The organism is Amycolatopsis kentuckyensis (genome assembly GCF_041679295.1).
GTDB lineage: Bacteria > Actinomycetota > Actinomycetes > Mycobacteriales > Pseudonocardiaceae > Amycolatopsis > Amycolatopsis kentuckyensis_A.
Genome location: NZ_JBGDMD010000002.1, coordinates 439,450 through 465,171, shown reverse-complemented (window position 1 = coordinate 465,171; position 25,722 = coordinate 439,450). Strand labels below are relative to the sequence as shown.

Below are 25,722 nucleotides of genomic sequence, written 5' to 3'. Positions count from 1 at the left end.
GTAACGGTGGTGGACCGGCGGGCTCGGTGGAAGGGGATCGACGCCGAGCCCGCCGGTTCGTCTTCAGGCGGAGATCCGCCGCAGGTGGAGCACGTAACCGAGGCCGCTGACCGCCAGGACGCCGACCAGGATCAGCAGCGGCACCCAGCCGGTGTCGTTCGCGGACGGCGCCGGGCCGCCGTCGCCGCGGGGCATCACCTGCGACGTCGAGTCGTAGCCGCCCGCCTCGCCTTCGCGGGCGTAGTCCGAGCCGGGGAGCTTGTCGGCGTACCGCTGCGAGACCGTGCGCTGGTAGTCCGCGACGTTGACGACCGTTCGCTCCGCCAGCGACGTGAGCCGGCCGTCCTTTACGGCGTACCACGCGTCGACCTGCGGTTCGTGCAGGAGCTGCGCGCCCGCGGGCAGCGTGCGGGCGTAGCCGCCTTCGACATCGCCCGAGGCGATGTTGCCGACCTGCCAGACGCCGTCGTCGCCGCGGACCGACCAGAGTGTCGCGGTCCGGCCGTCGGACGCACGGACGGGAACGGCGAAGTAGGCGAAGTCACCCGGCGCCGCGCCGGGCTTGCCCGCGACGAAGTCCGGCGAGAGCTCGTAGACGGGGTACGCGTCCGGCGTGATCTCGACCGTCACCGGGCCCTTCGCGTCCGGGGCCTGTGCGAAGAACCGCACGAGCGTGTCCTGCAAGCCGGTGGCCGCGGTGTGCGCGGCCACGGCGTCGGCGCTGCTGATGCCGGCGGCCTGGGCCGCGCCTGACACCGGAGCCGTCATCAGCAGCGCCGCGCCGGTCAGCACGGCGAGTGCCAGCACCCGCCTGCTCATCGGGCGATCCCGGTGAGCGTGTGCGTCCAGGTGAACGACGAATTGTGGGTGTAGTAGCCGTAGGTCGACCAGTTGTAGCGCTTGGCCGGCCCCGGGTCGCCCCAGAACACCCAGTTCCCGCGGGTGTCGTAGCCGTAGAGGACGTGCGCGTGGCCACCGCCCGAGCGGTAGCCGACGCGGGTCTCGACCGGCCGGTTCGCCGCGGTCTGCGTCCGGACGTCGGCGTAGGAGATGCGGCGGTCGAGGTAGCGGCCGGGCGAAGCGAACCCGAGTTCGGCGAAGGCGCGCTGCGGGCCGGCGAGGGTGCCGGGCAGGTTCGCGCAGGCTTGCCCGGTCTCACCGTGAGCAAGCTGACAGAACCGCGTCTGGTCGACGGCGACGCCGTGGGCGGCCGCGATGGCGGCGCCGGCGGCGGCCCAGCACCACTGGGTCCGCTGCTGGGCCTGGATGGTGATCTGGGTCCGGTAGGTCGACGGCACTCCGGGCGCGGCTCCGGCGGTGACCGGCGCGACCAGGCACAACATCAGGCTCACGGCCAATACGGCGTGGACCCGACTCGACTTCACCAGCACGGACGGCCTCCTGCTCGAACGTGGGCGAACCAGCGGTGGTCACAACGGTGAACAACGCGGTCACAAGGAGCAAGAACGCCATCCGGCGGAACGGACCGTTCCGGGGCACAGCCGGAACGCGGAACAGTCACCATAACGAGGCCAACCACCCTGAACGGGGGTCGGCGTGGGCACTCTACGCTGCTAACGTGAACGTTCCGCGGTGTTCACGCCCAGCGCACACACTGGTCGGGTGAAGGGACGAGCGGTGGCACAAGACGGGAACCTCCCACTGATCATCGATGGCGCCCGCACGACCCGGGCATCGGTCGCCGAGCTGCCGAAAGAGCTGACCGAGGCACTCCGCACCGGCGAGTTCCACCACGCCCTGAGACTGGCGATCGCCTACCGCGGCCTGTCGCTCGCGCGGCTGCGCGCGCACCTCGCGCTGCGCGGGGTCCAAATCGGACAGTCCACGCTGAGTTACTGGCAACGCGGGCTGCGCCAGCCCGAGGTGCCGAAGGCGCTGCCGGCGGTCCGGGCCCTGGAATCGGTCCTCCAGCTGCCCGCGGACGCACTCGTGGTGCTGATCGGGCCGCGACTGGTCCGCCGCGGCCACCAGCCGGCGGCGTCGTTCCACGACCTGCGTTCCGGTGACATGGGGTCGATCGTCGAGGACCTGCTGGCCGAGCTCGGCGCGTACCCGTCGTCGAACCACTACAACGCCGACCTCGAGCTGCTGTCGGTCCACGACACGATCACGTTCGACGCGGAGCACCGCCAGGTCAGCCTGCGCACGCGGCTGGTCACGCGGGCCCGCCGCCACGGCCCGGACCGTTACCTGACGGTGTACAACGGCGATCCGGGGTGCCGGATCGACGACGTCGAGCTGATCACGGACGAGGGCTGCCGCGTCGGGCGGATGCGCCGCAACCCGGACGCGGACACGATGGCGACCGAGCTGCTGTTCGACCGCAAGCTCGCCGAGGGCGACATCCACGTGTTCTGCTTCGAGGTCCGCGACGATTCGGGGTCGGCATCGCCGGGGTACTACCGGATGCTGCGCGATCGGTGCGCGAGTTACCTGGTCCAGCTGCGGTTCGACCGCAACGCGCTGCCCGCCCGGTGCACTCGGCAGGTCCGGGCCCGCGACGACGCCCTGCCGGTGGTGGCGGAGGAGCTGGCGTGCGACATGGGCGGCGTGAGCAGCGCGTTCTTCAGCGACGCCGGGCCGGGGCTGGCCGGCGTCGCCGTCGAGTGGAACTGAGCTAACGCCCGCGGTGCTTGCTTTTGGCCTTGGCTCGCGCGAGGGCACGGCGGCGGGTCGCTTCGGCGGCGGCACGGCGTTTGCGGGCGGCCTTGTTTTCGGTCGCCCGCTCGGCGACGGCGTGCTTGAGCGCGCGCTGGGCAGCGGTGCCGATGCCCTCGTCGATCCGCTTGAGCCGCTCGGTCACCTTGACTGGCGGGGCTTCGCGAGCTTCGTCGGCAAGACGCACGAAGTCGCGACCGGCGGCGAAGGCGGCGAGCTCGGCGTTGTTCGGCTCGGCGCCGAAGATGTGCCGCGCGGCCCGGACCAGGCCGTCTTCGTGGATTTCGTAGACGCCGACCCAGAACCGGCCGTCGTGGTAGAGCGTGAACACCCCGTGCATCGGAAACCTCCAGGCATGACGGATCAGCCTGGCGCCACCGGTTTCCCTTGCCGGGACAACGAGCCCTTGCAAGAGGGCCGCCCGGACTACCTACCGGGCCGTGAGGTTCGTGAAGCCAAGAACGTGCTCGAGGTTACGCGGGTCCGCCGCCGATGCCGAGTTCGTTTCCCTCGGGGTCGCGGTAGATGATCTTGCGCACACCGTTGTCGTAGGTTTCGCGATCGGCGGGTTCGATGCCGCGCGCGGAGATGGCGGCGATGCGCTCGTCGAGGTCGTCGACGAAGAGGGTGTGCATGGCGAGGCCGGCCCGCTCGGGCCGGAGGACGACGTAGACCGAGCCGTGGTCGGCGACTTGCCAGAGGGCTTCGGTGTCGCTGACGACGTAGGTGGGCGGCGAGCCGAAGAGGCGCTCGTACCAGGCGAGAGCCCCGGCGTAGTCCCGGACCGCGATGCCGGCGAAGAGTTCGGTCACAACACCTCGAATCCGTTGGCCTTGGCGGCATCGGCCTGGCGCTCGTCCCTGGTGACGAAGGTGACGGGTTCCCCACCGGTGAGTTCGGCGGTGGAGTGCATCGCGACGGCGATGTGGATCGCATCCAGGGTGCGCACGGGGTAGTTCTCGGTGACGAGCCGGCGCGCAGCGGGAATGACCCGGCTCGGGTCGAACGGGATGAGCACCAGCTCCCCGTCCGGGGAGGAGAGGTAATCGAAGTGCGCCAGCATCGCCACGGGATCGGGGATCCGGCCGGTCCGCTTGGCGGCCGTCATGGCGCCGGCGAACTCGATGCGGGTGAAGTCGCTGCTCACGACCGGGGAATCCCCTTCGAGGAGAAGCTTGCGGAACCTGCCGTGCTCCGGCTCGTCCGCCAGGTAAGCCGTGACCAGCGCACTGGTGTCGACGTACAGCACGGTCACCACTCCCCTCGGGTCCAGTCGAGCGCTTCACTCACGGCCGTGCCCCAGCCCCGGGAGAGGTCTTCGAGCTCGTCCAGGGTCGGCACGCGAGCCGGCGGCTCCACGTGCACGACCTTGCCTTCGGCGATCAGCCGCCGCTTCCATTCCGCCCGCGTTTCGGTCTTCGCCACAACGCCCCTCAACGCTTCCGTGACCAGGTCGTTCATGCTGCGCCCTTCGGCTTCGGCTCGCGCCTTCAGCCGGGCGTGCAGCTCGTCGTCGATCCTCGTGATCAACTGCTTCACGACTCCATGATAACACGTCACCCGATCGTGCTATCACTGTTCAGAGCGCAGAACAAAGGGCCGCCCCGAACACTTTCGGGGCGGCCCTGACCAGCGAAAACCTCAGTACCGGTAGTGCTCCGGCTTGAACGGCCCTTCGACATCCACATCGATGTACTCGGCCTGCTCCTTGGTCAGCTTCGTCAGCTCACCGCCGAGGGCCTGGAGGTGGATCTTCGCGACCTTCTCGTCCAGCTTCTTGGGCAGCCGGAAGACCTCCTTGTCGTACTCCTCGTGCTTGGTGAACAGCTCGATCTGCGCGATCACCTGGTTGGAGAAGCTGTTCGACATCACGAACGACGGGTGCCCGGTCGCGTTGCCCAGGTTGAGCAGCCGGCCCTCCGACAGCACGATGATCGTGTTGCCGTTCGGGAAGATCCACTCGTCGACCTGGGGCTTGATGTTGATGCGGCGGATGCCCGGGTAACGGGCGAGCCCCGCCATGTCGAGCTCGTTGTCGAAGTGGCCGATGTTGCCCAGGATCGCCTGGTGCTTCATCTTCGCCATGTGCTCGACCAGCACGACGTCCTTGTTGCCGGTCGTCGTGATGACGATGTCGGCCTCCGGCAGCGCGTTCTCCAGCGTGCGGACCTGGTAGCCGTCCATCGCCGCCTGCAGCGCGCAGATCGGGTCGATCTCCGTCACGATCACGCGCGCGCCCTGGCCGCGCAGGGACTCCGCCGCGCCCTTGCCCACGTCGCCGTAACCGCAGACCACCGCTACCTTGCCGCCGATCAGGACGTCGGTGCCGCGGTTGATGCCGTCGATCAGGGAGTGGCGGATGCCGTAGCGGTTGTCGAACTTCGACTTCGTCACCGCGTCGTTGACGTTGATCGCCGGGAACAGCAGCTCGCCGGCCGCCGCCAGCTGGTACAGCCGCAGGACGCCGGTGGTCGTCTCCTCGGTGACGCCGCGGATGCCCTCGCCGATCTTCGTCCACTTGCCCGTGTCGGCCGCCACCGAGTCGCGCAGCAGCTCGAGGAACACCTTGAACTCGTCCGAGGTGTTCTCGTCCGGGGTCGGCACGACGCCCGACTTCTCGAACTCGGTGCCCTTGTGGACCAGCATGGTGGCGTCGCCGCCGTCGTCGAGGATCATGTTCGGGCCCTCACCGTCCCAAGTGAGCATCCGCTCGGTGCACCACCAGTACTCCTCGAGCGACTCGCCCTTCCACGCGAACACCGGGACGCCCTTGGGCTCCTCGACGGTGCCGTGCGGGCCGACGACGACCGCGGCCGCCGCGTGGTCCTGCGTCGAGAAGATGTTGCAGGACGCCCAGCGCACCTCGGCACCCAGCGCGACCAGCGTCTCGATCAGGACCGCCGTCTGCACGGTCATGTGCAGCGAGCCGGAGACCCGCGCGCCGCGCAGGGGGTAGACCTCCGCGTATTCGCGCCGCAGCGCCATCAGTCCGGGCATCTCGTGCTCGGCGAGGCGGATCTCCTTGCGGCCGAACTCGGCGGCCTCGAGGTCGGCGACGGCGAACTCGATGCCGTTGCGGGTCTGGTGCCGCTTGGCAACGCTTTCGGGGGTCATAGTGGCGATTCCTCCAAGACTCGATGACGTCCGAACACTACCGTTGTCCGCTCGACCTTCCCTAGGATCACGTAGGAGGCCTTTACCGTGCCCATGCCCGGCCCGGACACCCGCGTCGTCGAAATCCGCGTCGCCGGCCTGGTCGGCACCAGCGGGGAGACGCTGCTCGACGCCGTTTCCACCGTCGACGTCGCCGGCGACGGGCTGGGCCGCGTGATCCGCCCGGCGGACCGGCTGCGCCGCCCGGCGCCCGGGCCCGTGCTGCCGGCGCTGGGCCGGTCGATCCCGCGGACCCTCGAAGGCTACCTCTGGAGCGGCATGACGTCCGGGGGCGCCGCGAAGGCGACCTGGGCGCTGCTGTTCCCCTTCTCGCTGGCCAACGTCGCGTTCTGGATGCTGCCGCCGGCCCCGCCGGGACGACGCCTCGCGCACGTGCTCGGCGCCGTGTGCCGCGGCCTGCTGCGCGTGAGCGCCCTGCTGCTGACCATGCTGCTGATGGGCCAGCTCGCGACGATCGCGCTCGACCTGTTCGCCGCGCAGTGCCTCGCGCCCGGGTCGGGCTGCCTGCCGGCGATCCCGGACGTCCTCCGCTCGGTGCCCGCGCGGATCGCGGTCGGCGTGCTGCCCCTGCTGCTCGTGATCTTCGTCCTGCACCGGATCTCCAGCGCGACCTGGGCGGTGCACGCCGACGGCGACCTGACCGCGGGGCCGCTGCGGATGCGCGCCGACCCGGAGACGCCGGCGCTGCGCTGCCTGCACACCGTCGCGGCGCTGGCCTCGGTCGCCCTGCTGCTGCTCGGCGGGCCGTTCCGGGCGCCGGTGAACGGCTTCGACCTGGTGGTCTGGATCGTGACGCTGGCGCTGGTCGTCGCGACGGTCGTCGCCGCCGCGATCGGCGTCGACACCGGGCGGTTCGCCCGGCCCGGCGTGATCGGGCTGGCCGTGGTGCTCGTCGTCCTGGCCGCGGTCCGGCTGCGGCCCGGTGCCGGCCCGCTGCCGGGCACCAACGGCGTCGTCGAAGGGCTCGGCGCGGCCCTGGTCGCCGTCACGGTCCTGTTCGCGCTGTTCCTGCTCCCGGCCGCGCTGCTGGCCCGGCCCGGCTGGGAGCACAAGCCGCGCCGGCTGCGGCCGTGGCTCGGCGGCTGGGCGGCCGCGCCGGTGCTCGCGCTGGCCGGGCTGCTCGGCGGCGGGTTCGGCGCCGGCCTCGCCGAAGCCGTCCGGCGGCTTTCCGGGGCGGAACTCCTGCGCGTGCCCGACACCTATTTGCTGGTCACGGTCCTGTGGGGCGCCGGGCTGGCGCTGGCCGCGGTGCTCGGCGTGCTGGGCTTCGCGGTCGCCGTCCCGCTGCGGCGGCTGCGGCGGGGCGTCCCGGAGATCGTCACGCTGATGGAGCACGACGAGCGGCAGGAAGCCCAGGCCGCGGCGGCGTGGGCGCGCTCGGCGTGGGAACGGCGGCACCTGCACCACCTGGCGCTGACGGTCGCGAGCGCGATGTCCGCGGGCGGTGCCGCGCTGCTGGTGCTGCGGTTCGGGTTCGGGCTGGTCCCCGGCTGGTTCGGGCCGCTGTCCGCGATCGGTGTGGTCGCGCTCGGCGCGCTGGCCGCGGGCCTGCTGCGCGTCGTCTACACGGCCGCGCGGACGCCGCAGCGCAGCCGGCACCTCGGCGCGCTCGCCGACCTCGTCTGCTTCTGGCCGCGGGCCGCGCACCCGACCGTGCCGCCCTGCTACGCGCTGAAGGTCGTCCCGGAGCTGGCGGCGCGGGCGCGCGAGCACCTCGCCGAGCCGGGGACGCGGGTGGTGCTGTCGGGCTACAACCTCGGCAGCCTGCTGACGGTCATGGCCGCCGCGCGGCTCGCGGCCGAGCTGCCGGAAGCCGATCTCGAACGCGTCGGCGTGCTCACCGCGGGCTCACCCCTGCAGTGGGGCTACCAGCGCGCTTTCCCGGCGTTGCTCCCCCAGGAAGCGCTCGAAACGCTCTTCGCCGACCTCGACGGCCGGTGGCGCGCCCTCTGCCGCGGCACCGACATCTTCGGCGGCGGCGTGACGACGTGGCGCCACGAGGTCTCCGACCGGCAGCTCTTCGGCGTCGGGTTCCAGCCCGAGGGCGGCTCCGGGCCGTTGAAGGCACGGGCCGACGGGAACGGCGTCCTCATCCTCGGCGGCGACCACTGGCTGCCGGACCCGCTGCGCGGCCCGACCGGCCGGCACCGCTGGGCGCCGGGCGTGCTCAAGCACCAGGACTACGTGGTCGACGCGGAGTGGGACCACGCCGTCGCGATGGCGGCCGGGCTCGGCAAGCCGTCCGGCGGTGAGCAGGGCCTGCTCTTCGGGGACTTCCCCTCGAAACAGTGAAGGCCCCTCGCCGGAGCGAGGGGCCTTCACCGGTCAGAACGTCACTCGGAAGCCTTGCGACGGAACTTCAGCAGCGCGAGCAGGCCGCCGCCGCCGAGGATCAGCAGGGCCGCGATCCAGACGAGCCACATGTTGTCGAAACCGGTGTTGGCCAGGCCACCGCCGGTACCGGACTCGTTGCCCGCCGGCACGACGGCCGCACCCGTGGTGCTGGTCGGCGCGACCGTGGTCTCCGAGGAGGCCGGAGCGCTCGGCTTCGTGGTCTCGGTCGGCTTGGTCGGCTTCGTCGTGACGGTCGACTCCGGCGGGGTCTCCGTCTTGGTGCCGCAGGCGAACCAGTGGCTGATGGTCGGGACGTTCTGGAAGTTCTTGCCGACCATCGGCGCGTGCAGCTTCTCCCACGGCGGCGTGGCGGAGAGGCCCTTCTTGCCCGGGCGGTAGGTGTTGTACTCGTTGCCGCCCTTGACCACGATCGCGGCGACCGTGACACCCTTGGGGACGCTGTCGACCGTCAGGTACTGGTCCTTCTGCGTGCCACCGGTGACCTTGAGCAGGTCGCTCACGTCGATGGCCTTGCCCAGACCGATGTCGGAGCACTTCGTGGCGTTGCCGACGGTGCCTTCGGCACGGTCGTCACCCGGGACGCACGCCAGCGCGGAGCCGGCGGTGCCGATGAGGGCAGCGGTGGTCAGCGCCATGATCGCGACGGCGCCGCGGAAGGTACGTCTGCGCATTCAGAACTCCTGTACCGGCGGGAAGAGAACTTGCGAAATCTGGGGTCGCGAAGCCACCGAGCGTGTGAATCACGCTGCTGTAATTCACCCGTCAGTGGTGCGCGAAGGATCGAAAGGTATCGCACGTCACTCGCCTCGCTACACCGGGTCCCCTTATAGGCACGAACAGCAAGATCGCCCGATGTGAAATCCCGCGAAAAAGCCCCGCCGACCTGCGCGGACGCGGATCGGCGGGGCTTCACGAACGAGTGAAGTGCTACGCCTCGGGTGCCTTGACGGGCTCCTCGAGACCTTCGGCCTGCCGCTTGCCGAGCAGCGAGTGCCGCCGGCTGTAGGCGAAGTAGATCAGCACGCCGACGACCATCCAGGCGACGAACCGCAGCCAGGTCAGGACGGTCAGGTTCAGCATCAGCCACAGGCACGCGAGGATCGCCAGGATCGGGATCAGCGGCACCAGCGGCACCTTGAACGCGCGGGGCAGGTCGGGCCGCGTCCGGCGCAGGACCAGCACGCCCGCCGACACCAGCACGAAGGCGAACAGCGTCCCGACGTTGACCATTTCTTCGAGCTTGTCCGCCGGGAAGAAGCCGGCCGCGAGCGCGACCAGGCCGCCGACGATCAGCGTCGCGCGCTTCGGCGTGCCGTGCTCGCCCGTCTTGGCCAGGCCGCGCGGCATCAGGCCGTCGCGCGACATCGCGTAGATGATCCGGACCTGGCCGAGCATCAGCACCATGACGACCGTCGTGAGGCCGGCCAGCGCGCCGAAGGAGATGATGTTGGCCGCCCAGTCGACGCCGTTCGCGGCGAACGCCGTGGCGAGCGTCTTGTGGCTGCCGTCGCCCGCGGAGGTGGCGAGGTCCTTGTACGACGTCATGCCGACGACCACCAGCGACACCGCGACGTACAGCACGGTGACGATCGCCAGCGAGCCCATGATCCCGCGCGGGACGGCTTTCTGCGGGTTCTTCGTCTCCTCGGCCGTGGTCGCGACGATGTCGAACCCGATGAAGGCGAAGAACACCAGCGACGCGCCGGCCAGCAGGCCGAAGACGCCGAACGAGCTGCTCGCCCCGCCCGCGATCAGCGAGAACAGCGACTGGTCGACGCCGGTCTCGCCCGAACCGCCGGTCGAGCCCGGCGGGATGTACGGCGAGTAGTTGGCGCCCTTGATGTAGAAGATGCCGAGGATGATCACGAACAGCACCACGGCGACCTTGATGCCGGTGATCACCATCGAGACCCGCGAAGACAGCTTCGTGCCGACGGCCAGCAGCGTCGTCAGGACCGCCACCACGAGCAGCGCGCCCCAGTCGACGGTCACGCTGCCGATGTCGAACGTCGTCTTGGTGCCCTTGCCGAAGAGGTAGCCGAGCACCGTCTCGAGGTAGACCGACCAGCCCTTCGACACCGCGGCCGCGCCGACGGCGAGCTCGAGGATCAGGTCCCAGCCGATGATCCACGCCATGAACTCGCCGAAAGTGGCGTAGGAGAACGTGTACGCGCTGCCCGCGACGGGCACGGTCGACGCGAATTCCGCGTAGCACAGCGCCGCCAGCGCGCAGGCGATCGCGGCGAAGACGAAGGCCAGCGAGACCGACGGGCCGGCGTAGTCACCGGCCGTGCGCGCGGTGAGCGTGAAGATGCCGGCGCCGATGACGACCGCGACGCCGAACACCGTGAGGTCCCACGCGCTCAGGTTCCGCCGGAGCTTGGTATCCGGCTCGTCGGTGTCCGAAATGGACTGCTCGATGGATTTAGTGCGCCACAATCCCGTTCCGGGCACCGTTGACCTCCCTGCGGCTGGCCTGCATGTATCGCGGTAGGTCACCCTATCGGGTCAGACGCGTGACGGCTCGCCGAGCGAGGAGACCTACTTGGCGAGGCTGCGGTCGAGGTCCGGTTCGAGGTAGATCAGCTTCGCGACGGGCACCTTGGCGCGGACGCGCGCTTCGGCGTCGTCGATGGCCGTGGCCAGCTCGGCGGTGTCGAGGCCGGGCACCATCGCGAGCTTCGCCGCGACGAGCAGCTCGTCCGGGCCCAGGTACTGGGTGCGGATGTGGATGACCCGCTCGACCTTGCCCGCGGCCAGTTCGTCGACGATCGTCGCGAGCATCGGCTCGTTGGCGCCTTCGCCGATGAGCAGGCTCTTCATCTCGATGATGAGGATGATCGCGATGACACCGAGCAGCGCGCCGATGGCGAGGGTGCCGACGCCGTCCCAGACCGGGTTGCCGGTGAGGACGGACAACCCGACGCCGAACAGCGCCAGGACCAAGCCGAGCAGCGCACCGGCGTCCTCCAGGAGGACGACGGGGAGCTCGGGCTCCTTGGCCTGGCGGATGAAGCCCCACCAGCTGGCGTCGCCCTTGATCTTCTTCGACTCGCCGATGGCGGTGTAGAAGCTGTAGCCCTCGAGGCCGACGGCGACGAGGAGGATGATCACGGCGACGATCGGCGACTCGAGCGGCTCCGGGTGGCCGACCTTGTGGACGCCTTCGTAGATCGCGAAGGCGGACCCGAGGCTGAAGAGCATCAGCGCGACGATGAAGGAGTAGAAGTACCGGTCGCGGCCGTAGCCGAAGGGGTGTTCCTTGTCGGCCGCGCGCTTCGAGGTCTTCTGGCCGAGCAGCAGCAGGCCCTGGTTCGTGGTGTCGGCCAGCGAGTGCACGGACTCCGCGAGCATCGACGACGACCCGGTGACGAGGAAGCCGACGAACTTCGCGGCCGCGATCCCGGCGTTCGCCCCGAGCGCGGCGATGATCGCCTTGGTTCCGCCTCCAGCTGACACGACCGCTCCCCTGGTAGGTCCTGTATGTCCGGGTGGAGCCTAATAGGGCGCCGCCGTCGCGGCCGTGCCCGCCCGGGGTTACGGGCGAACCCGCGGTTTCTGTCGGACCCCTTCGCTACGGTGGCCGCTCCGGCACTGGGGAAGGTGGACATGGCTCACTTCGGTGTGCTCGGGCCGCTCGCCGTCGAGGGGCCGCCGGGGCACTGGATCACGCTGCGCGGCGACCGGCAGCGCACGCTGCTGGCCGTGCTGCTGCTCAACGCCAACCAGCACGTCCACGTCGACGTGCTCGTCGAAGCACTGTGGCCGGAGCGGCCGCCGAAGTCCTACGCGTCGAACCTGCACACCTACCTCTCGCGGCTGCGCGAGCGGATCGACGGCCTGCGCGTCGACCACGGGCCGCCGGGCTACCGGCTGCGCGTCGAACCGGACGAGCTCGACCTGCTCGTCTTCCGGGCGGCCGTCGCGGACGGGCAGCGGGCGGGGGACGCCGTCGCCGCGTCGCGGCACTACCGGCGGGCGCTGGCGCAGTGGCGGGGGCCGGTGCTGGCCGGGCTGCACGTCCCGCGGCTCGACGCCGACGTCGCGCGGCTGGAGTCCGAACGGCTCGCCGTGTTCGAGGACTGCGTCGACGCCGAGCTCACCGCGGGGCGCCACGGCGAGCTGACCGGCGAGCTGCAGGCCATGATCACCGAGCACCCGCTGCGCGAACGGCTGGCCGCGCAGCTGATGATCGCCCTGCACCGGGCCGGGCGGCAGGGCGACTCGCTGGAGATCTACCGGCGGCTGCGGACGACGTTGATCGAGGAGCTGGGCGTCGAACCGGGCGCCGAAGCCCGCCGGGTGCACGCCGCCGTCCTGCGCGGCGAGGACCCGGTGCCGCGGATGCCGCCGCCGGTCTGGCCGGTGTGCCAGCTGCCGCCGGACATCGCGGACTTCACCGGCCGCGACGCCGAACTGGCCGAGCTGACCGGCGTGCTGGGCCGCGGCACCGGCGTCCCGGTCGCCGTGCTGAGCGGCGAACCGGGCGCGGGCAAGAGCACCCTGGCCGTCCGCGCCGCGCACGGCATGCGGGCGCGGTTCCCGGACGGCCAGCTGTACGTGCCGCTGAGCGGGCGCGACATCGGCGAGGTGCTGGCCGACCTGCTGCGCGCGCTCGGCGTCCCCGGCCCGGCGGTGCCGGACGACGTCCGCGCCCGGGCGGCGGTGTTCCGCGGCAGGCTGGCCGACCGGCGGGTGCTGGTGGTCCTCGACGACGCCGGCGACCCCGAGCACGTCCGCGCCCTGCTGCCGGGCACGCCGGGCTGCGCGGTGCTGGTGACCAGCAGGCAGCGGCTGAGCGGGCTGGCGGGCGCGCACCGGCTGGCGCTCGGCCCGCTGTCCGACGCCGAAGCGGCCGAGCTGCTGAACCGCCTCGCCGGCGCGCGCGTGACCCGCGAGCGCGCGGACGCGGGCCGGATCATCGCGGCGTGCGCGCGGCTGCCGCTGGCGCTGCGGATCGCGGGCAGCCGGCTGGCCATCCGCCCGCACCTGCGGCTGGGCGAGCTGGCCGACCGGCTGGAGGACGAGGTCCGCCGCCTCGACGAGCTGACCGTGAGCGACCTGGCCGTCCGGGGCAGCATCGCGCTGAGCCACGAAGGGCTGCGGCCCCCGGCGCGGCGCGCGTTCCGGCTGCTGGGGCGGTGCCGGCTGGTCGACCTGCCGGCGTGGGCGGTCACGACGCTCATCGGCACCCCGGACGCCGACGAAGCGGTCGAGGAGCTCGTCGAAGCGAGCTTGCTGGAGGCGCGCGAACCGGACGCGACCGGCGAGGGCCGGTATCGGATGCACGACCTCGTCCGGCTGTACGCGGCGGAGGGGCCGCCTGTCGAAGGCGGCTCTTCGACGGTGCTGGCGGCGACCCTCGCACTCGCCGACGCAGCCGCGGCCCGCCTGCCGCGCACGGTGCCGATGCCGGCGGTGGCGCACTCGCCGTTGCCGCAGCCGTTGCCGGACGCGTTGGTGTCGCGGCTGCTGGAGCGTCCGGAGGACTGGTTCGCGGCCGAGCGCGCGAACCTGATGCGGCTGATCGGCTCGCTGGGTGCGCGGGAAGCGTTGCTGCTGCTGGACAAGCTGAGCGTGTACTTGTACCTGCACGGGCACTACGCGGACATGCGCGCGGCGTACGAGACGGTGCTGTCGGCTGCGGACGACCGCGCGACGGCCGTGCTCGCGGAGGCGAACCTGGCCCTGCTGCGGCACGCGCGCGGGCAGTACCTGGAGGCGGCGTCGGCGTACCGGTCGTGCGCGAAGGAGCTCGAGGCGAGCGGCGACCGGCGTACGCACGCGTGGGTGTCGGCGAACCTGGCGCACTGCTTGATCGGGCTGGGCCGCGCCGAAGAGGCGTTGCAGGCGGCGGCCGAGGCCCGCGAACTGTTCACTGTGGACGGTCAGCAGGAGGCGCACCTGGTCCGCGCGGCGGAATCGGCGGCGCTGCTGCGGCTGGGCCGGGTGGCGGACGCGCACGAGGTGGACGAGCTGGCCTTGGCGGCGGCCCGCGCGACGGACGACCCGCGCCGGATCGGCATGGCGTTGCACGGGTTCGCGTGGTCGTCGCTGCTGACGGGCTCGGACGTGGAGGCGGCGTCGGCGATCGCGGAGTCGGTGGAGCTGCTGCGCGCAACGGTGGCGCGGTCGGCGTTGGCGAAGTCGTTGCGGACGTTGGGAGCGATCTCGGCGGCAACGGGAGCCCGCGCCCGAGCGACGGCGGCGTTCGAGGAGGCCCGGGCGCTGGCGCGCGACCTCGACGAGCGGCCCAGGGAGTTGTCGTGCACCCGGGCGATCGCGGCGAGCTGGATCGGCGACGGGCGCGCGGCGGAGGCGATCCCGGTGTTGCGGGAGTGCCTGGCGGAGTTCCGCTCGATGGGCGGCCGATCGGCGACGGGGTTGACTTGGCTGGTCCTGGCCCGGGCGTGCGAAGCGGTGGGTGACGCGGCCGGGGCGGTGGAGGCGACCGCGGAGGCGGAGGAGCTGGCGGACCCGCGAGACGCGAGTGCGGCGGTGGTGAGGCGGGCGTTGGTGGCGTTGACCGAGCCTGCTTGAGGACAGTGCGCTCCAGCGGCGCGGCCCGCGCGGTAACCGGACTCGGTCGCGGCGCTCGGTGAGTGCCCCTCACCCTCACCGAACCTCTCTCCCGACGGCCCGAACCCGAGCGGATCGGCGCCGGCCCTCCCCGGCCGTGCGCCGATCCCCTGCCGAAACGGGGTGGTGCCGCCCCCTCGCGGCACCACCCCAAGCCCACGGACGCCGGGCCCCGCGACCGGCGTCACCCCCAGGGGGCTAGAGACCCTTGCGGGCCTTCGCGTACCTGTTGACCGCCGGCAGCCACGACAGCACCACGGCCAGCAACCCCGTCGCCAGCACCAGCCACGCCACTGCGCGGATTGCCGCCGTTCCGCCCTCGATGTCCGTTGCCAACCGCAGCGCCACGCCCGCGTTGGCCAGTGCCGCCAGCGTCAGCAGCACCCGCACCCACGCCGCTCCGCGCAGCGCCAGCAGACCCCACACCAGCAGCACCACGCCGAAGAAGATCGCCAGCGCGCCGCGGACCTGGAGGGTGCTCTGCACCTCGTCCGCGGCCGCCTGCAGGAGGGCGCCGCCGTCGGCCTTCACCGAGTCCGCCGATGCTCCCGTGATCGACGCGATCGTCTGCGCCGAGACGTCCAGCGCCAGGTCGCGGCCGCCCACGAAGTACAGGACCCCGTCGACGATCGCCGCCAGCGCGGACAGCACGGCCACCCCCACCAGCGCCAGCAGCGCTCCGGGCCGGGTCGGTGCCGCGACCGGGGCGGGCTGGGGAAGCCCGGTCGCGGCATCGGGATAGGAAGTCACAAGCTCGTTCTCCTCGAAAATCGACGCGTTGGGGCGTAACAACCACCCCTACGAGCGATAGTGGAGAAGAGCACCACACGGAACGCACACAGAACCGCGCGGAAGTCAGTCCTCGCAGGTTCCCGCCGTCGCCCGGAACAGCTGCGCCCGCTCGCCGCCCAGCGGGCGGACGCGGACGGGCGGGTCCGCCGCCGGCAGCCACACCGACTGACCCCGCCGCAGCTCGACCTTCTCGCCGTCGTCGGCCGTCACCAGCAGGTCGCCCGCCGTGCACAGCAGGATCTGCGGGCCCGCGCTGTCGACCGAGATCTCGTCGTCCTGGCCCGGCGTCCACTCGACGCGCGAAAGCTCGAACTCCGGCGCGTCCGTCCGGTACACCGACAGGCGGTCGCCGCTGTCACCGCACTGGACCGGCATCTCGCCGCACGCGAAGTCGACCACGCGCAGCAGCTCCGGCACGTCCACGTGCTTCGGCGTCAGCCCGCACCGCAGGATGTTGTCCGAGTTCGCCAGGATCTCCACGGCCGTGCCGTGCAGGTAGAGGTGCAGGTTGCCGGCCGGCAGGTAGATCGCCTCGCCCGCGCGCAGCGTCAGCCGGTTCAGCAGCAACGCCGCCAGCACGCCCGCGTCGCGCGGGTGCGCCTCGCCGAGCTCCAGGATCGTCCGGCACTCGACCGCGAACTCACCGTGCTCCTGGACGTGCCGGACGCACGCGTCGAGCACCTCCGGCAGCAGCGAGTCCAGCGACGGCTGCGGCAGTGTGATCCACGTCGTGAACAGCGCCCGCAGTCCCGAAGGGTCCGGCTGCGCCTCGAGCAGGCCCGTGTACTTCGCCAGCCCGGGCGTCTCGATCGCCTTCAGCAGCTTCACCGTGCGGTTGGGCTCGCGGAACCCGGCCAGCGCGTGGAACTCCGTCAGCGCGCAGACCAGCTCCGGCTTCGCCGTCGGGTCCGGGTAGTTGCGGTTCGACGCGTCGCGCGGGATGCCCAGCTTCTCCTCGCGGGCGTGCCCCTCCGCGGCCTGGGCCGCCGACGGGTGCGCCTGCATCGACAGCGGCTCCTCGGCCGCGAGGATCTTCAGCAGGAACGGCAGCCGCCCGCCCCACCGCTTCGCGCAGCGTTCACCCAGCTGGCCGAGCGGGTCGGCGTCGACCAGCTCGAGCAGGCTCCGCTCGGTCCCGTCGGGGCCGATGACATGCGACGGGTCGCCCGGGTGGGCACCCATCCACAGCTCGGCCTCGGGGTGCGGCGCGGGTACCGGACGGCCCAGCAGCTCGGGGATCGCCGTCCGCGATCCCCAGGCGTAGGGCCGCACCGCGTTGCGCAGCAGCTCCACTGTCACCTCAACTCCACTCCTTCGGCGCCGGCCGGGGCCGGTGCTCGGCGGGTCTCACGCCGTCGCGGGGGCGAAGCGGCCCGCGCCGCCGATGCTGCCCGCCGCCAGCCCGAGATAGACCGCCGCCAGTTCGAACCGCAGCGCCAGCACCGCGGCCCGCACGATTTCGTCGGCCTCGATCTCCTCGGCCGGGGCGATGACGTCCGCGCCCGGCAGCAGATCCTCGGCTTGGTAGCGCGCCGCGTCCGTGGCCGGACCGGTCCGCACCGAGAGGAGCAGCACCCGGGTGGGGATGTCACCTGATGGATCGTCCGGATCGGCGAAGATGTCACGCTCCGCGCCACTCGATTGCGCAGCCCGCCGCAATGCGGGACGCGCAAGAGCCTGACGATAGTCCTCGACGTCGCACACCGTAGCCGCATGGGCGGCGAACGCGTGCGCAGCGTGCTCGCCGACGGCGACGGCGACCGGGTCCAGCCCCCACAGCAGCGGCACGCGGTCGGCGACCCGCAGCGCGAGCGCTTTGGCCGGGTTCGCGAACGACTCGCGGGCCAGGTAGTCCTTCTCGGCTTCCAGGTCGAGCTGGTCGGCCAGCACCTGGACGTCGGAGATCAGCAGGCCCAGCGCGTTCGCGGTGAGCAGCCCGGCGGCCAGGCCGCGCGGGAACGCCAGCTCCGGCGGCACCGGGATCCGCGGCGCGAGCAGCACACCCTTGCCCGCGACGGCGGCCGCCACCGGACCTTCCGCCGGCGCCGAGAGCACCACCGAGGCGCCGTAGCGGGCGGCGCGCTCCAGCGACGCGGCCAGCTCGCGGTCGCCGGGGTCGTCGGTGTGCGCGAAGACGACGTCGAGCGCGCCGATCCAGCTCGGCACCACCTCGGCGACGACGACCGGCACCGGGCACGACGGCGTCAGCAGCGCCGCGAGCAGCCGGGTGAGCGTCCGGCTCACGCCCGGCCGGTCGATCAGCACGACGGCGCGCGGCCGGCCCATGTCGAGCCGCTCGGACAGCTCCAGCTCGGCGGCCAGTTCGGCGGTCGCGCGCACCTGGGCGCCCGCCATCGCGGCGGCCCGGAGCAGCCCCGCGCTGTCGGCCTCGGCCAGCCGCGCGGGGTCGTCCAGCAGGGTGTCGTCAAGCACTGTCGGCATCGGATTTTCCGTTGTCGGCGGGACCCGTCGCTTCGTCGAGGAGCAGCACCGGGATCCCGTCGCGGACCGGGTAGACCCGGCCGCACTCGGTGCACGTCAGCGCGTCGGCCTCGGGGTCGCCCGGCGCCCCTGGGCGCAGCGGGGCGTGATCGGGCGACGGGCACGCCAGGATCTCGAGGAGCTGGGCGTCGAGCGTGATGGCCATGGTTCCTCCATACCACGCAGAGGGGTGTGGTGAAGGGCACCTTCCGGACACGGTTGCGCCCTTCACCGGGGACGGTCAGTTGCGGATGATCGCGAGTACCTCGTCCACCAGCCCCTGCACGGCCTCGGCGTTCGCGGCCTCGACGTTCAGCCGGAGCAGCGGTTCGGTGTTCGACGGGCGCAGGTTGAACCAGGCGCCGCCCGGCAGCTGCACGGTCAGGCCGTCCAGCTCGTCGAGCTCGACGCCGGAGCGGGTGCCGAAGGTGTCCTTGACGGCCATCATCTTCGCGACCTGGTCGTCGACCGTGGAGTTGATCTCACCGGAGGCCGCGTAGCGCGAGTACGCGCTGGTCAGGTCGGACAGCGGGCCGGTCTGCTCGCCGAGCGCGGCGAGGACGTGCAGCGCCGCCAGCATGCCGGTGTCGGCGCGCCAGAAGTCGCGGAAGTAGTAGTGCGCGGAGTGCTCGCCGCCGAAGATCGCGCCGGTGCGGGCCATCTCGGCCTTGATGAACGAGTGGCCGACGCGGGTGCGGACCGGCTTGCCGCCGTGCTCGGCGACGATCTCCGGCACGCCCTTGGACGTGATCAGGTTGTGGATGATCGTGCCGCCCGGGTCCTTCGCCAGCTCGCGGACGGCGACCAGCGCGGTGATCGCGCTCGGCGAAACCGGCTCGCCGCGCTCGTCGACGATGAAGCAGCGGTCCGCGTCGCCGTCGAAGGCGACACCGGCGTCCGCGCCGACCTCGCGCACCTTCGCCTGCAGGTCGACGATGTTCGCCGGGTCGAGCGGGTTGGCCTCGTGGTTCGGGAAGCTGCCGTCGAGCTCGAAGTACATCGGCACGACCTCGATCGGCAGGCCGTCGAAGACGGTCGGGACGGTGTGCCCGCCCATGCCGTTGCCGGCGTCGACGACGATCTTCAGCGGCCGGCTGCCCGACAGGTCGACGAGGTTGCGCAGGTAGGCGGCGTAGTCGGCGAGGACGTCCCGCTCGCTCACGGTGCCGCGCTGGCCCTCGAAGCCGGGCACGCCCTGCTCGACGGTGTCGCGGATCTCGGCGAGCCCGGTGTCCTGGCCGACCGGCGACGCGCCCGCGCGGCACATCTTGATGCCGTTGTACTTGGCCGGGTTGTGGCTCGCGGTGAACATCGCGCCCGGCAGGTTCAGCGAACCGGAGGCGAAGTACAGCTGGTCGGTGCTGGCCAGCCCGATGCTCACGACGTCGAGGCCCTGCGAGGTGACGCCCTCGGCGAAGGCCGCCGCCAAGCCCGGCGACGAGTCCCGCATGTCGTGCCCGATCACCACCGCCGGCGCTTCCGGCTTGATGAGCAGGGCGAACGCGGCGCCGAAGTCGCGGACGAGGTCCGCGTCGAGCTGCTCGCCGACCACGCCGCGAATGTCGTAGGCCTTCACGATGCCCGAAAGGTCTGGCACGCCGTCTCCCCGCGAATAGTCGTCCCGGCGCCCGCTGCGCCGCGCGGAAAGCCTACCGGCGGGGTGGGTGGGTTACGCGTTCAGGCGCGACCGGGGAGGACCCGCAGGTGGCCGCGGCGCCCGGACGGGCCCTCCGGCTCGGGCGCGGGGGCCGGTTTGCCGGGGCGGCCGGCCTCGCGCACGGCCTCGGCCAGCGCCGTCAGCTCGTCGGCCGACGGGTCCGGTGCCGCGAAGGCGCCTTCGTGCCGGACGACTTCCCAGCCCTTGGGGACGGTCAGCCGGAGCGCGTGGGCTTCGCAGAGGTCGTAGGAGTGCGGCTCGGAAGCGGTGGCCAGGGGGCCGACGACGGCGGTGGAGTCGCTGTAGGCATACGTCAGCGTGGCCACAGCCGGCTCGAGGCAGCCGGTACGCGAACACTTCCGTACGTTCCGCACGATCCGAAACGATAGCGCGTCGCCGCAAGCTAGTAGGAGCGACACGCGCTGAGACGCGCCGACCGCATAGACTTCCGGGGTGGCGACGGCTCGTGACTACCGACAGCGGCGGCGTTCGCGACGGGACCGGCACGGCCGGGGCCTGCGCGGGACGCTGTACCCGGCGACCCTGCCCGCCGCCGCGAGCCGCGCGGAGCGGTTCGACGCGCTGGTGCTCGACGCGCTGGAACCGATCGAAGCCCGCTGGCGCCACGAGCTGACGAAGCTGGACGTGGCGGTCGACGACGTGCCCGAGGTCCGCGAGAACGGCCGTGCGCCATCGGACGGCGTGCTGCACGACGGCGCGGTACCGCTGTCACGCCTGGTCCCGGCCGGGGTCGACCGGACGGGGCTGCCGACGCGAGCCCGGATCGTGCTGTACCGGCGCCCGCTCGAGGCGCGCGCGAAGGACCCGTCGGAGCTGGCGGACCTGGTGCACGACGTGCTGGTGGAGCAGGTGGCGGGGTACCTGGGCGTGGAACCGGACGTCATCGAAGGCGAGTAGCGCCAGGCTCTGCTGAGTGCTCGCTGCGAACCGGCAGCCGGCAACGCAGGCCGACCGCCAACTGAGAATCCCACCGGAGGGGCGGGGGAGGTCGGACCCGCCCAGCCGCACGGGCGCTCCTCCGGCTACAAGCCCACAACCCTTACAAGCCCACAACCCGCGCGCGTGGAGGGACCCCCGGTTTTCACGTTACCGGGCACCACCGACAGTTTCGGAGCGCCGCCGAGCCGGAACCGCCGTCAGCAGCGTGAACAGCACCGCCGCGAGTTGAGCCAGCAACAGCAGATTCCGCTCGGTACCCGGGAACTCGACCGTCACCTCGGACGACGCCGGCGGCACGGACACCGCCACCTGGTGCCCCCACGCCGGCACGATCGGCACGCTCTTACCCGCCACCGAAGCCTTCCAGCCCGCCTCCTGCTCCGCCGCGAGCACCAGCAGCCGCCCGGTCGGGCCGTCGGACACCCGGACCCGCACGTCCGGCAACCCCGCCTGGACCGGCGCCACGCCTGGCGCGTTCCCGGGCGCGCCGCCGCCCGTGACCGCCGCCTTGGCCTGCTCCGGCGAGATCAAGATCACCTGGCCGGCCGGCGGGAGCACGCGCAGCACGCCCCGGCCGTCGGACGTCGGCGCGGCCACCGAGACCAGGTCCTTCGCCAGCGGTGGGTACGCCTGCGGGTCGACGCCCGCCGGGAGGACCACGAACTGCACCCCCGCGGCCGCCGCGGCGGCGAACGTCCGCTGGACCGCCGCCGCGTCGCCCTGGCCGAGGTCGCGGCGCCACGTCGCCAGCCGCGCCGGGGTGCCGGGGGTCGGCGCCAGTTCGTCGTCGCCGTAGTGGGGCAGGCGGCCGCCGATCTGGCGGGTGGCGTCGGTCTCCAGGTCGAGGATCGACCGGCCGGAAGCCGCGAGCTCGGCCGAAACCTCCGGCGCGAGCGAAGGCCGATCGCCGGCGCGAAGCGGTCCCTGCCCGCCGACGGCCACCGCGCCCGCCGCCAGCGCGAGGAACACCACGACCCCGGCGACCGCGAACACCTTCGGCAGCCACGGCGACGGCACCCCGGCCGAGCCGCCGCGCTGCCACGAACCGAGCACGACCCACAGCAGCCCGGCGCCGACGATCAGCAGCGGCACGCCCGCGTAGCCGTGCGCCGCGGCGCCGCCCTGCATCGGCGTCGCCGTCACCAGCCGCACCAGGACCAGGCCGCCCGCGCCGAGCGCCGCCAGGGCGAGCCCGCCAGCAGCGAGCTTCGTCGGGCGGACGACGATCGCGATCAGCGCCGCCGCGATCACCGCGACGCCGATCGGCCACGCGCCCGGGCCACCGGGGTCGAGGCCGGCGAGGTCGGTGCCGGACACCGTCGCGGCCGCGCCACCGAGCCCTTGCACCAGCAGCTCCGGGTGCCGCAGCAGGACCGTCGGCCACGGCAGCAGCAGCGCCAGCGGCAGCAGCACGACGATGCCGACCGACGCGATGCGCCGCGCGAGCCCGGTCGGCGCCGGCAGCACCACGAACCCGATCAGCAGCCCGGCGAGCGCGAGCCCGTGTGCCAGCGGGGAGAACGCGCCGAGCAGCGCCACCCCGAACGCCGAAAGCGCCGACACGTGCAGCCACCGCGTGTCCGCGCGGACCAGCAGCCCGGCGATGCCGGCGGCCACCAGCGGCAGCGCGAGGTGCACCACGACGACGTCGAGCCGGCCCTGCGCCACGCCGGCGGTCGCGGCGGGCAGCAACGCGTAAGTCGCGGCGACGACCGCGCGGACCCAGCGGCGCACGCGCAGCCGTCGCGTCGCCGCGTACGCGCTCAGCGCGGCCAGCGGGATGTCGCCGATGAGGAGGATCGCCACCAGGGCGGCCGGGCCGCCGATCGGCGCGAACACCGCGCCGAGCGTGCCGAGCACCGGGAGCGTCGCCGACGCGGGTGCGCCGGTGCCGCCGGCGATCGCGTGCCACGGCGTCAGGTACGACGACCAGAGTTCGCCCAGTCCCCCGACCGGGAGCAGCTTGCCGCCGAAGAGGTCGAGGCCCAGCCGGGCCCGGTTGACGACCAGCCCGAGCGCGGTCATCACGACGAGCAGCACGACCGGCGGCGCGAAGATCGTCGCCGCGAGCACGCGCCGGCGGTTCACCTCGACGAAGACGAGCTCCGGTTCTTCCGCGGGCTCCTCGGTTTCGGCGACCGCTTCGGGCGCCACGGTTTCCGGCAGCGCGACGGCGACGAGCGTGCCGGGCTTGCGCAGCCCGGACCCGCGCGAGCTGACCCCGCGCAGCGCACCCGCCGGCAACGCGTCCGGCCCGACCGGCCGGGTCTCGCGCGCGTCGAGCGCCTCCGGCGTCACCCACGCGGATTCGGTTTCGACGGTCTCGGGCACACGGCCGAGCGCGACGTCTTCCTCGACGCCCCGGCGCACCAGGCCGACGACGCCCGCGCGCACGGCGTTGCGCAGGCGCGTCCCGCGTCCGGTGAAGAGCCCGCGAACCGTGCCCGGCCGCGGATTCCGCCGTCGCCGGGCCCGGGCGGCGCGCAATCCGCCGCGTCCACTGAGGAGGTACGTCGCCGCGGCGAATTCGGCGCGGGCTTCGCCGGTGCGGCGCAGCAGGACGAAGGCGAGCGCGCGCAGCAACGACAGCAGCGGGAGCCGGATCATGCCCAGCCAGAAGGAAAACGGCGAGCAGTTCACGAGGAACACGCGCAGCCCGTGGGCGCGGTTCGCGGCCGCGAGCGGGGTGGCGACGGCGTCGGCCGCGCGCTGCCCGGTGGTGACGGCGCGCGCGTGCCGCACCCGCGCGGTCGGCACGGAGAGGACGAGCCCGCCGGCGGCGTTCGCGCGCCAGCCGAAGTCGAGATCCTCGCGCAGCAACGGGAATTCGGGGTCGAAGCCGCCGAGGTCGTCCCAGGCGTCGCGGCGTACGAGCGAGCCGGCGCTGGGCACGGCGAGCACCTCGGCGGGTTCCTCGCCGAGGGCGGCGATCTGCTGACGGTGGCCGGAAGCGTCGGTGGACAGACCGGCTTCGACGATCAGCCGCGGGTCGGTCCAGTCGAGGCCGAGCGAGCCGAGCACGGTCGCCGACGGGTTTTTGGTGGCGACGCGCAGGAGTTCGTCGAGGCAGTCGGGCTCGGGGGCGCAGTCGTCGTGGAGCAGCCACAGCCACGAGCCGGGATCGCCCCAGCGCTCGGTGGCGTGCGCGACGGCTTCGGCGACCGCGGCGGCGAAGCCGGAATCGCTCGAAAGTGTGATGACCCCGGAGAGCACGGGCGAAGAATCCGGGCCGGGATCGGCGGCCGCTTCGGCGAGCAGCCGCGGGGTGGCGTCGGTGGATCCGGTGTCGACGGCGAGCACGTGCCGCGGCCGGACAGTGCTGCGGCGCAACGAAGAAAGCGCCAGCGGTAGCCAGTTTTCGCCGTTGTGACAGACCACAATGGCCAGAACGGGCGCGGTGCGCAGGACGGGCGGCGCGGCGGTGCGGGGCAACGAACACTCCGGTTCAGACGGGGAGTCGGTGCGGCCACCCTACGGCCCCGGTCCGTCACCCGGTGGTGAACCCACGCCGTGTTCACCTCGTGGAATCACCGGTGACGCCACGCATCACCGGTGACTCCCCCTCTAGATGGCCCGTTTCTTGAGCTTGCGACGCTCCCGCTCGGACAGACCGCCCCAGATGCCGAAGCGCTCGTCGTGGGCCAGCGCGTACTCAAGGCACTCGTCCTTGACCTCGCAGCCCAGGCAGATCCGCTTGGCTTCGCGGGTGGAACCGCCCTTCTCGGGGAAGAACGCCTCCGGGTCCGTCTGCGCGCACAGAGCGCGTTCCTGCCAATCCTGCTCTTCTTCGGTGGCATCGATGAGCTCGGTGAGATCTCCCAGAGCCTGCTCCGGGATCTCGCCCCAACTCATGACGTGCCCCCATTCCTTCCCATCGGCTTCCAACCGCACGTCCGCCTCCTCGCTCCCTAGCACTCCCCAGGCTGGCGGTGGTGAAACGACACCCGCCGTCCCCTCTAGGCGGCGAATGACATCACTGTGATTACACCCGTGTAGTGCGGTCAGGTCAAGCGGAGTAGCGAGTTCGGGGGACGTTCGGGCCCGATCGCGCAAGGGGACACGCCGGTAACTTCACACCGGGCATACGGAAGACTGGAAGCGTGCAGAAGTCAGCAGTGCGCCCCAGCCCGGTCTTCCTCGGCATCCTCGCGCTCACCGTTGCCGGCGGCGCGATGGCCGCGTTCGGTGACATCAACACCGTTTTCGTCCGCGACCGCGACCCGCTGCTCATCGCCGGCGTCGTGATCTTCGTCGCCGCCGGCTGGGTGGCGTCGCTGTCGCTGCACGAGTTCGGCCACGCGATGGTCGCCTACCGCGGCGGTGACTACAGCGTCGCCCACAAGGGTTACCTCACGCTGGACGTGCGGAAGTACACCGACCCCGTCCTGTCGATCATCCTGCCGTTGATCTTCCTGATCATCGGCGGCATCCCCCTCCCGGGCGGCGCGGTCTGGATCAACCGGGGCGCGCTGCGCAACCGCGCGACGTCGTCGTGGGTGTCGCTGGCCGGGCCGCTGAGCAACCTCGCGGTCGGCGCGGCGCTGGCGCTGGTGGTGTCGCTGGTCCCGATGGCGGGCGGCCTGGTGATTGCGATGTCGTACCTGGCGCTGCTGCAGATCGTGACGTTCCTGTTGAACATCCTCCCGATCCCGGGCCTCGACGGCTGGGGCGCGATCGAGCCGTACCTGCCCCCGCAGGCGCGCGAGATCGGCGCCAAGGTCCGCCCGTGGGCCCCGATCATCCTGTTCGCGATCCTGTGGTTCTTCCGCCCCGCGAACGCGGCGTTGTGGGACGCGTCGTACTCGATCTTCGGCGCCTTCGGCGGCTATGTGGACGGTGCGCAGATCGGGTTCAGCGTCTTCCAGTTCTGGAACTGAGGTTTGGGCCGGGCACCGCGCGGGAAGATCACGTGCGGTGCTCGGTCAGCCAGACGTGCGCCCGCTTCCAGACCTCCCGCAGCCCCGACCGCTCGCCGAGGTAGTCGCCCGCCGCGCCCACGACCGGGAGCATGCAGATCGCCCGGTGCAGGAAATTCCCGCGCGGCC

At 72.2% G+C, this 25,722-nt stretch carries 23 protein-coding genes; 5 read left to right on the top strand and 18 right to left on the bottom strand.

Annotation, left to right across the window (positions count from 1 at the left end; all coding sequences use genetic code 11):
* Positions 1-63 precede the first annotated feature (63 nt).
* Together ACERZO_RS08275 and ACERZO_RS08270 are read right to left on the bottom strand one after the other, a co-directional pair.
* The gene (locus tag ACERZO_RS08275) at positions 64-819 is read right to left on the bottom strand and encodes a hypothetical protein (protein ID WP_372663927.1); all 756 of its coding nucleotides are present in this window, start codon (positions 817-819) and stop codon (positions 64-66) included.
* Complete coding sequence (locus ACERZO_RS08270) at positions 816-1,391, bottom strand: papain-like cysteine protease family protein (RefSeq protein WP_372663925.1); 576 nt, start codon at positions 1,389-1,391, stop codon at positions 816-818. Before ACERZO_RS08270 ends, ACERZO_RS08275 begins: the two co-directional genes overlap by 4 nt.
* Before the next feature lie 247 nt (positions 1,392-1,638).
* Here ACERZO_RS08270 and ACERZO_RS08265 point away from each other — a divergent pair, with 247 nt between their 5' ends.
* The gene (locus ACERZO_RS08265) at positions 1,639-2,637 is read left to right on the top strand and encodes a hypothetical protein (RefSeq protein WP_003085563.1); all 999 of its coding nucleotides are present in this window, start codon (positions 1,639-1,641) and stop codon (positions 2,635-2,637) included.
* 1 nt (position 2,638) lies between these two features.
* Here ACERZO_RS08265 and ACERZO_RS08260 read toward each other — a convergent pair whose 3' ends face one another.
* The 5 genes from ACERZO_RS08260 to ahcY all read right to left on the bottom strand — a co-directional run bounded on the left by ACERZO_RS08260 (position 2,639) and on the right by ahcY (position 5,793).
* Positions 2,639-3,019, bottom strand: a complete 381-nt coding sequence (locus ACERZO_RS08260) for a YjdF family protein (RefSeq protein ID WP_372663922.1) — start codon at positions 3,017-3,019, stop codon at positions 2,639-2,641.
* Between the two features lie 133 nt (positions 3,020-3,152).
* Entirely contained in the window at positions 3,153-3,491 is a 339-nt protein-coding gene (locus ACERZO_RS08255; protein ID WP_372663920.1) for a VOC family protein, read from the bottom strand.
* The gene (locus tag ACERZO_RS08250) at positions 3,488-3,937 is read right to left on the bottom strand and encodes a type II toxin-antitoxin system VapC family toxin (protein ID WP_372663918.1); all 450 of its coding nucleotides are present in this window, start codon (positions 3,935-3,937) and stop codon (positions 3,488-3,490) included. The genes ACERZO_RS08255 and ACERZO_RS08250 overlap by 4 nt, the downstream gene beginning before the upstream one ends.
* Complete coding sequence (locus ACERZO_RS08245; RefSeq protein ID WP_372663916.1) at positions 3,931-4,218, bottom strand: FitA-like ribbon-helix-helix domain-containing protein; 288 nt, start codon at positions 4,216-4,218, stop codon at positions 3,931-3,933. The genes ACERZO_RS08250 and ACERZO_RS08245 overlap by 7 nt, the downstream gene beginning before the upstream one ends.
* Before the next feature lie 102 nt (positions 4,219-4,320).
* The gene (gene ahcY / locus ACERZO_RS08240; protein WP_372663914.1) at positions 4,321-5,793 is read right to left on the bottom strand and encodes an adenosylhomocysteinase; all 1,473 of its coding nucleotides are present in this window, start codon (positions 5,791-5,793) and stop codon (positions 4,321-4,323) included.
* Positions 5,794-5,886: 93 nt separating this feature from the next.
* Here ahcY and ACERZO_RS08235 point away from each other — a divergent pair, with 93 nt between their 5' ends.
* Positions 5,887-8,145, top strand: a complete 2,259-nt coding sequence (locus tag ACERZO_RS08235; protein ID WP_372663912.1) for a hypothetical protein — start codon at positions 5,887-5,889, stop codon at positions 8,143-8,145.
* Between the two features lie 41 nt (positions 8,146-8,186).
* Here the strand turns inward: ACERZO_RS08235 and ACERZO_RS08230 are convergent, their stop codons facing one another.
* The 3 genes from ACERZO_RS08230 to ACERZO_RS08220 form a co-directional block, all read right to left on the bottom strand.
* Positions 8,187-8,879 carry an LPXTG cell wall anchor domain-containing protein gene (locus ACERZO_RS08230; RefSeq protein ID WP_372663910.1) on the bottom strand — a complete coding sequence of 231 codons (693 nt, stop codon included), beginning with the start codon at positions 8,877-8,879 and terminating at the stop codon, positions 8,187-8,189.
* 256 nt (positions 8,880-9,135) lie between these two features.
* On the bottom strand, positions 9,136-10,662 hold the full coding sequence (locus ACERZO_RS08225; RefSeq protein WP_372663908.1) for an amino acid permease: 1,527 nt from the start codon (positions 10,660-10,662) through the stop codon (positions 9,136-9,138).
* A gap of 87 nt (positions 10,663-10,749) precedes the next feature.
* Positions 10,750-11,667 carry a cation diffusion facilitator family transporter gene (locus tag ACERZO_RS08220; protein WP_372663906.1) on the bottom strand — a complete coding sequence of 306 codons (918 nt, stop codon included), beginning with the start codon at positions 11,665-11,667 and terminating at the stop codon, positions 10,750-10,752.
* A gap of 150 nt (positions 11,668-11,817) precedes the next feature.
* Between ACERZO_RS08220 and ACERZO_RS08215 the strand changes: the two genes are divergently transcribed.
* Positions 11,818-14,748, top strand: coding sequence for an AfsR/SARP family transcriptional regulator (locus tag ACERZO_RS08215; protein ID WP_372663904.1), 2,931 nt, complete (start codon positions 11,818-11,820; stop codon positions 14,746-14,748).
* A 237-nt stretch (positions 14,749-14,985) separates the two neighbouring features.
* Here the strand turns inward: ACERZO_RS08215 and ACERZO_RS08210 are convergent, their stop codons facing one another.
* The 6 genes from ACERZO_RS08210 to ACERZO_RS08185 form a co-directional block, all read right to left on the bottom strand.
* Complete coding sequence (locus ACERZO_RS08210) at positions 14,986-15,537, bottom strand: hypothetical protein (RefSeq protein WP_372663902.1); 552 nt, start codon at positions 15,535-15,537, stop codon at positions 14,986-14,988.
* 105 nt (positions 15,538-15,642) lie between these two features.
* On the bottom strand, positions 15,643-16,872 hold the full coding sequence (gene manA, locus ACERZO_RS08205; RefSeq protein ID WP_372664589.1) for a mannose-6-phosphate isomerase, class I: 1,230 nt from the start codon (positions 16,870-16,872) through the stop codon (positions 15,643-15,645).
* A gap of 54 nt (positions 16,873-16,926) precedes the next feature.
* Positions 16,927-18,021: a hypothetical protein gene (locus ACERZO_RS08200; protein WP_372663900.1), complete on the bottom strand. Its 1,095-nt coding sequence runs from the start codon at positions 18,019-18,021 to the stop codon at positions 16,927-16,929.
* Complete coding sequence (locus tag ACERZO_RS08195; RefSeq protein ID WP_372663898.1) at positions 18,005-18,226, bottom strand: Trm112 family protein; 222 nt, start codon at positions 18,224-18,226, stop codon at positions 18,005-18,007. Before ACERZO_RS08195 ends, ACERZO_RS08200 begins: the two co-directional genes overlap by 17 nt.
* A 75-nt stretch (positions 18,227-18,301) precedes the next feature.
* Positions 18,302-19,657, bottom strand: a complete 1,356-nt coding sequence (locus ACERZO_RS08190) for a phosphomannomutase/phosphoglucomutase (RefSeq protein ID WP_372663896.1) — start codon at positions 19,655-19,657, stop codon at positions 18,302-18,304.
* An 80-nt stretch (positions 19,658-19,737) separates the two neighbouring features.
* The gene (locus ACERZO_RS08185; protein ID WP_086677666.1) at positions 19,738-20,091 is read right to left on the bottom strand and encodes a DUF3499 domain-containing protein; all 354 of its coding nucleotides are present in this window, start codon (positions 20,089-20,091) and stop codon (positions 19,738-19,740) included.
* Positions 20,092-20,170: 79 nt separating this feature from the next.
* Between ACERZO_RS08185 and ACERZO_RS08180 the strand changes: the two genes are divergently transcribed.
* A complete protein-coding gene (locus ACERZO_RS08180; protein ID WP_364384953.1) occupies positions 20,171-20,635 on the top strand; it encodes a metallopeptidase family protein in 465 nt (154 codons plus the stop codon).
* Positions 20,636-20,824: 189 nt separating this feature from the next.
* On the opposite strand, the gene ACERZO_RS08175 is transcribed toward ACERZO_RS08180, so the two are convergent.
* Both ACERZO_RS08175 and ACERZO_RS08170 read right to left on the bottom strand, forming a co-directional pair.
* The gene (locus ACERZO_RS08175) at positions 20,825-24,109 is read right to left on the bottom strand and encodes a glycosyltransferase (protein WP_372663893.1); all 3,285 of its coding nucleotides are present in this window, start codon (positions 24,107-24,109) and stop codon (positions 20,825-20,827) included.
* A gap of 132 nt (positions 24,110-24,241) precedes the next feature.
* Positions 24,242-24,529, bottom strand: a complete 288-nt coding sequence (locus tag ACERZO_RS08170) for a WhiB family transcriptional regulator (protein WP_167379630.1) — start codon at positions 24,527-24,529, stop codon at positions 24,242-24,244.
* Between the two features lie 263 nt (positions 24,530-24,792).
* Here ACERZO_RS08170 and ACERZO_RS08165 point away from each other — a divergent pair, with 263 nt between their 5' ends.
* Positions 24,793-25,554, top strand: coding sequence for a site-2 protease family protein (locus tag ACERZO_RS08165; RefSeq protein WP_372664588.1), 762 nt, complete (start codon positions 24,793-24,795; stop codon positions 25,552-25,554).
* Positions 25,555-25,722: the final 168 nt, after the last annotated feature.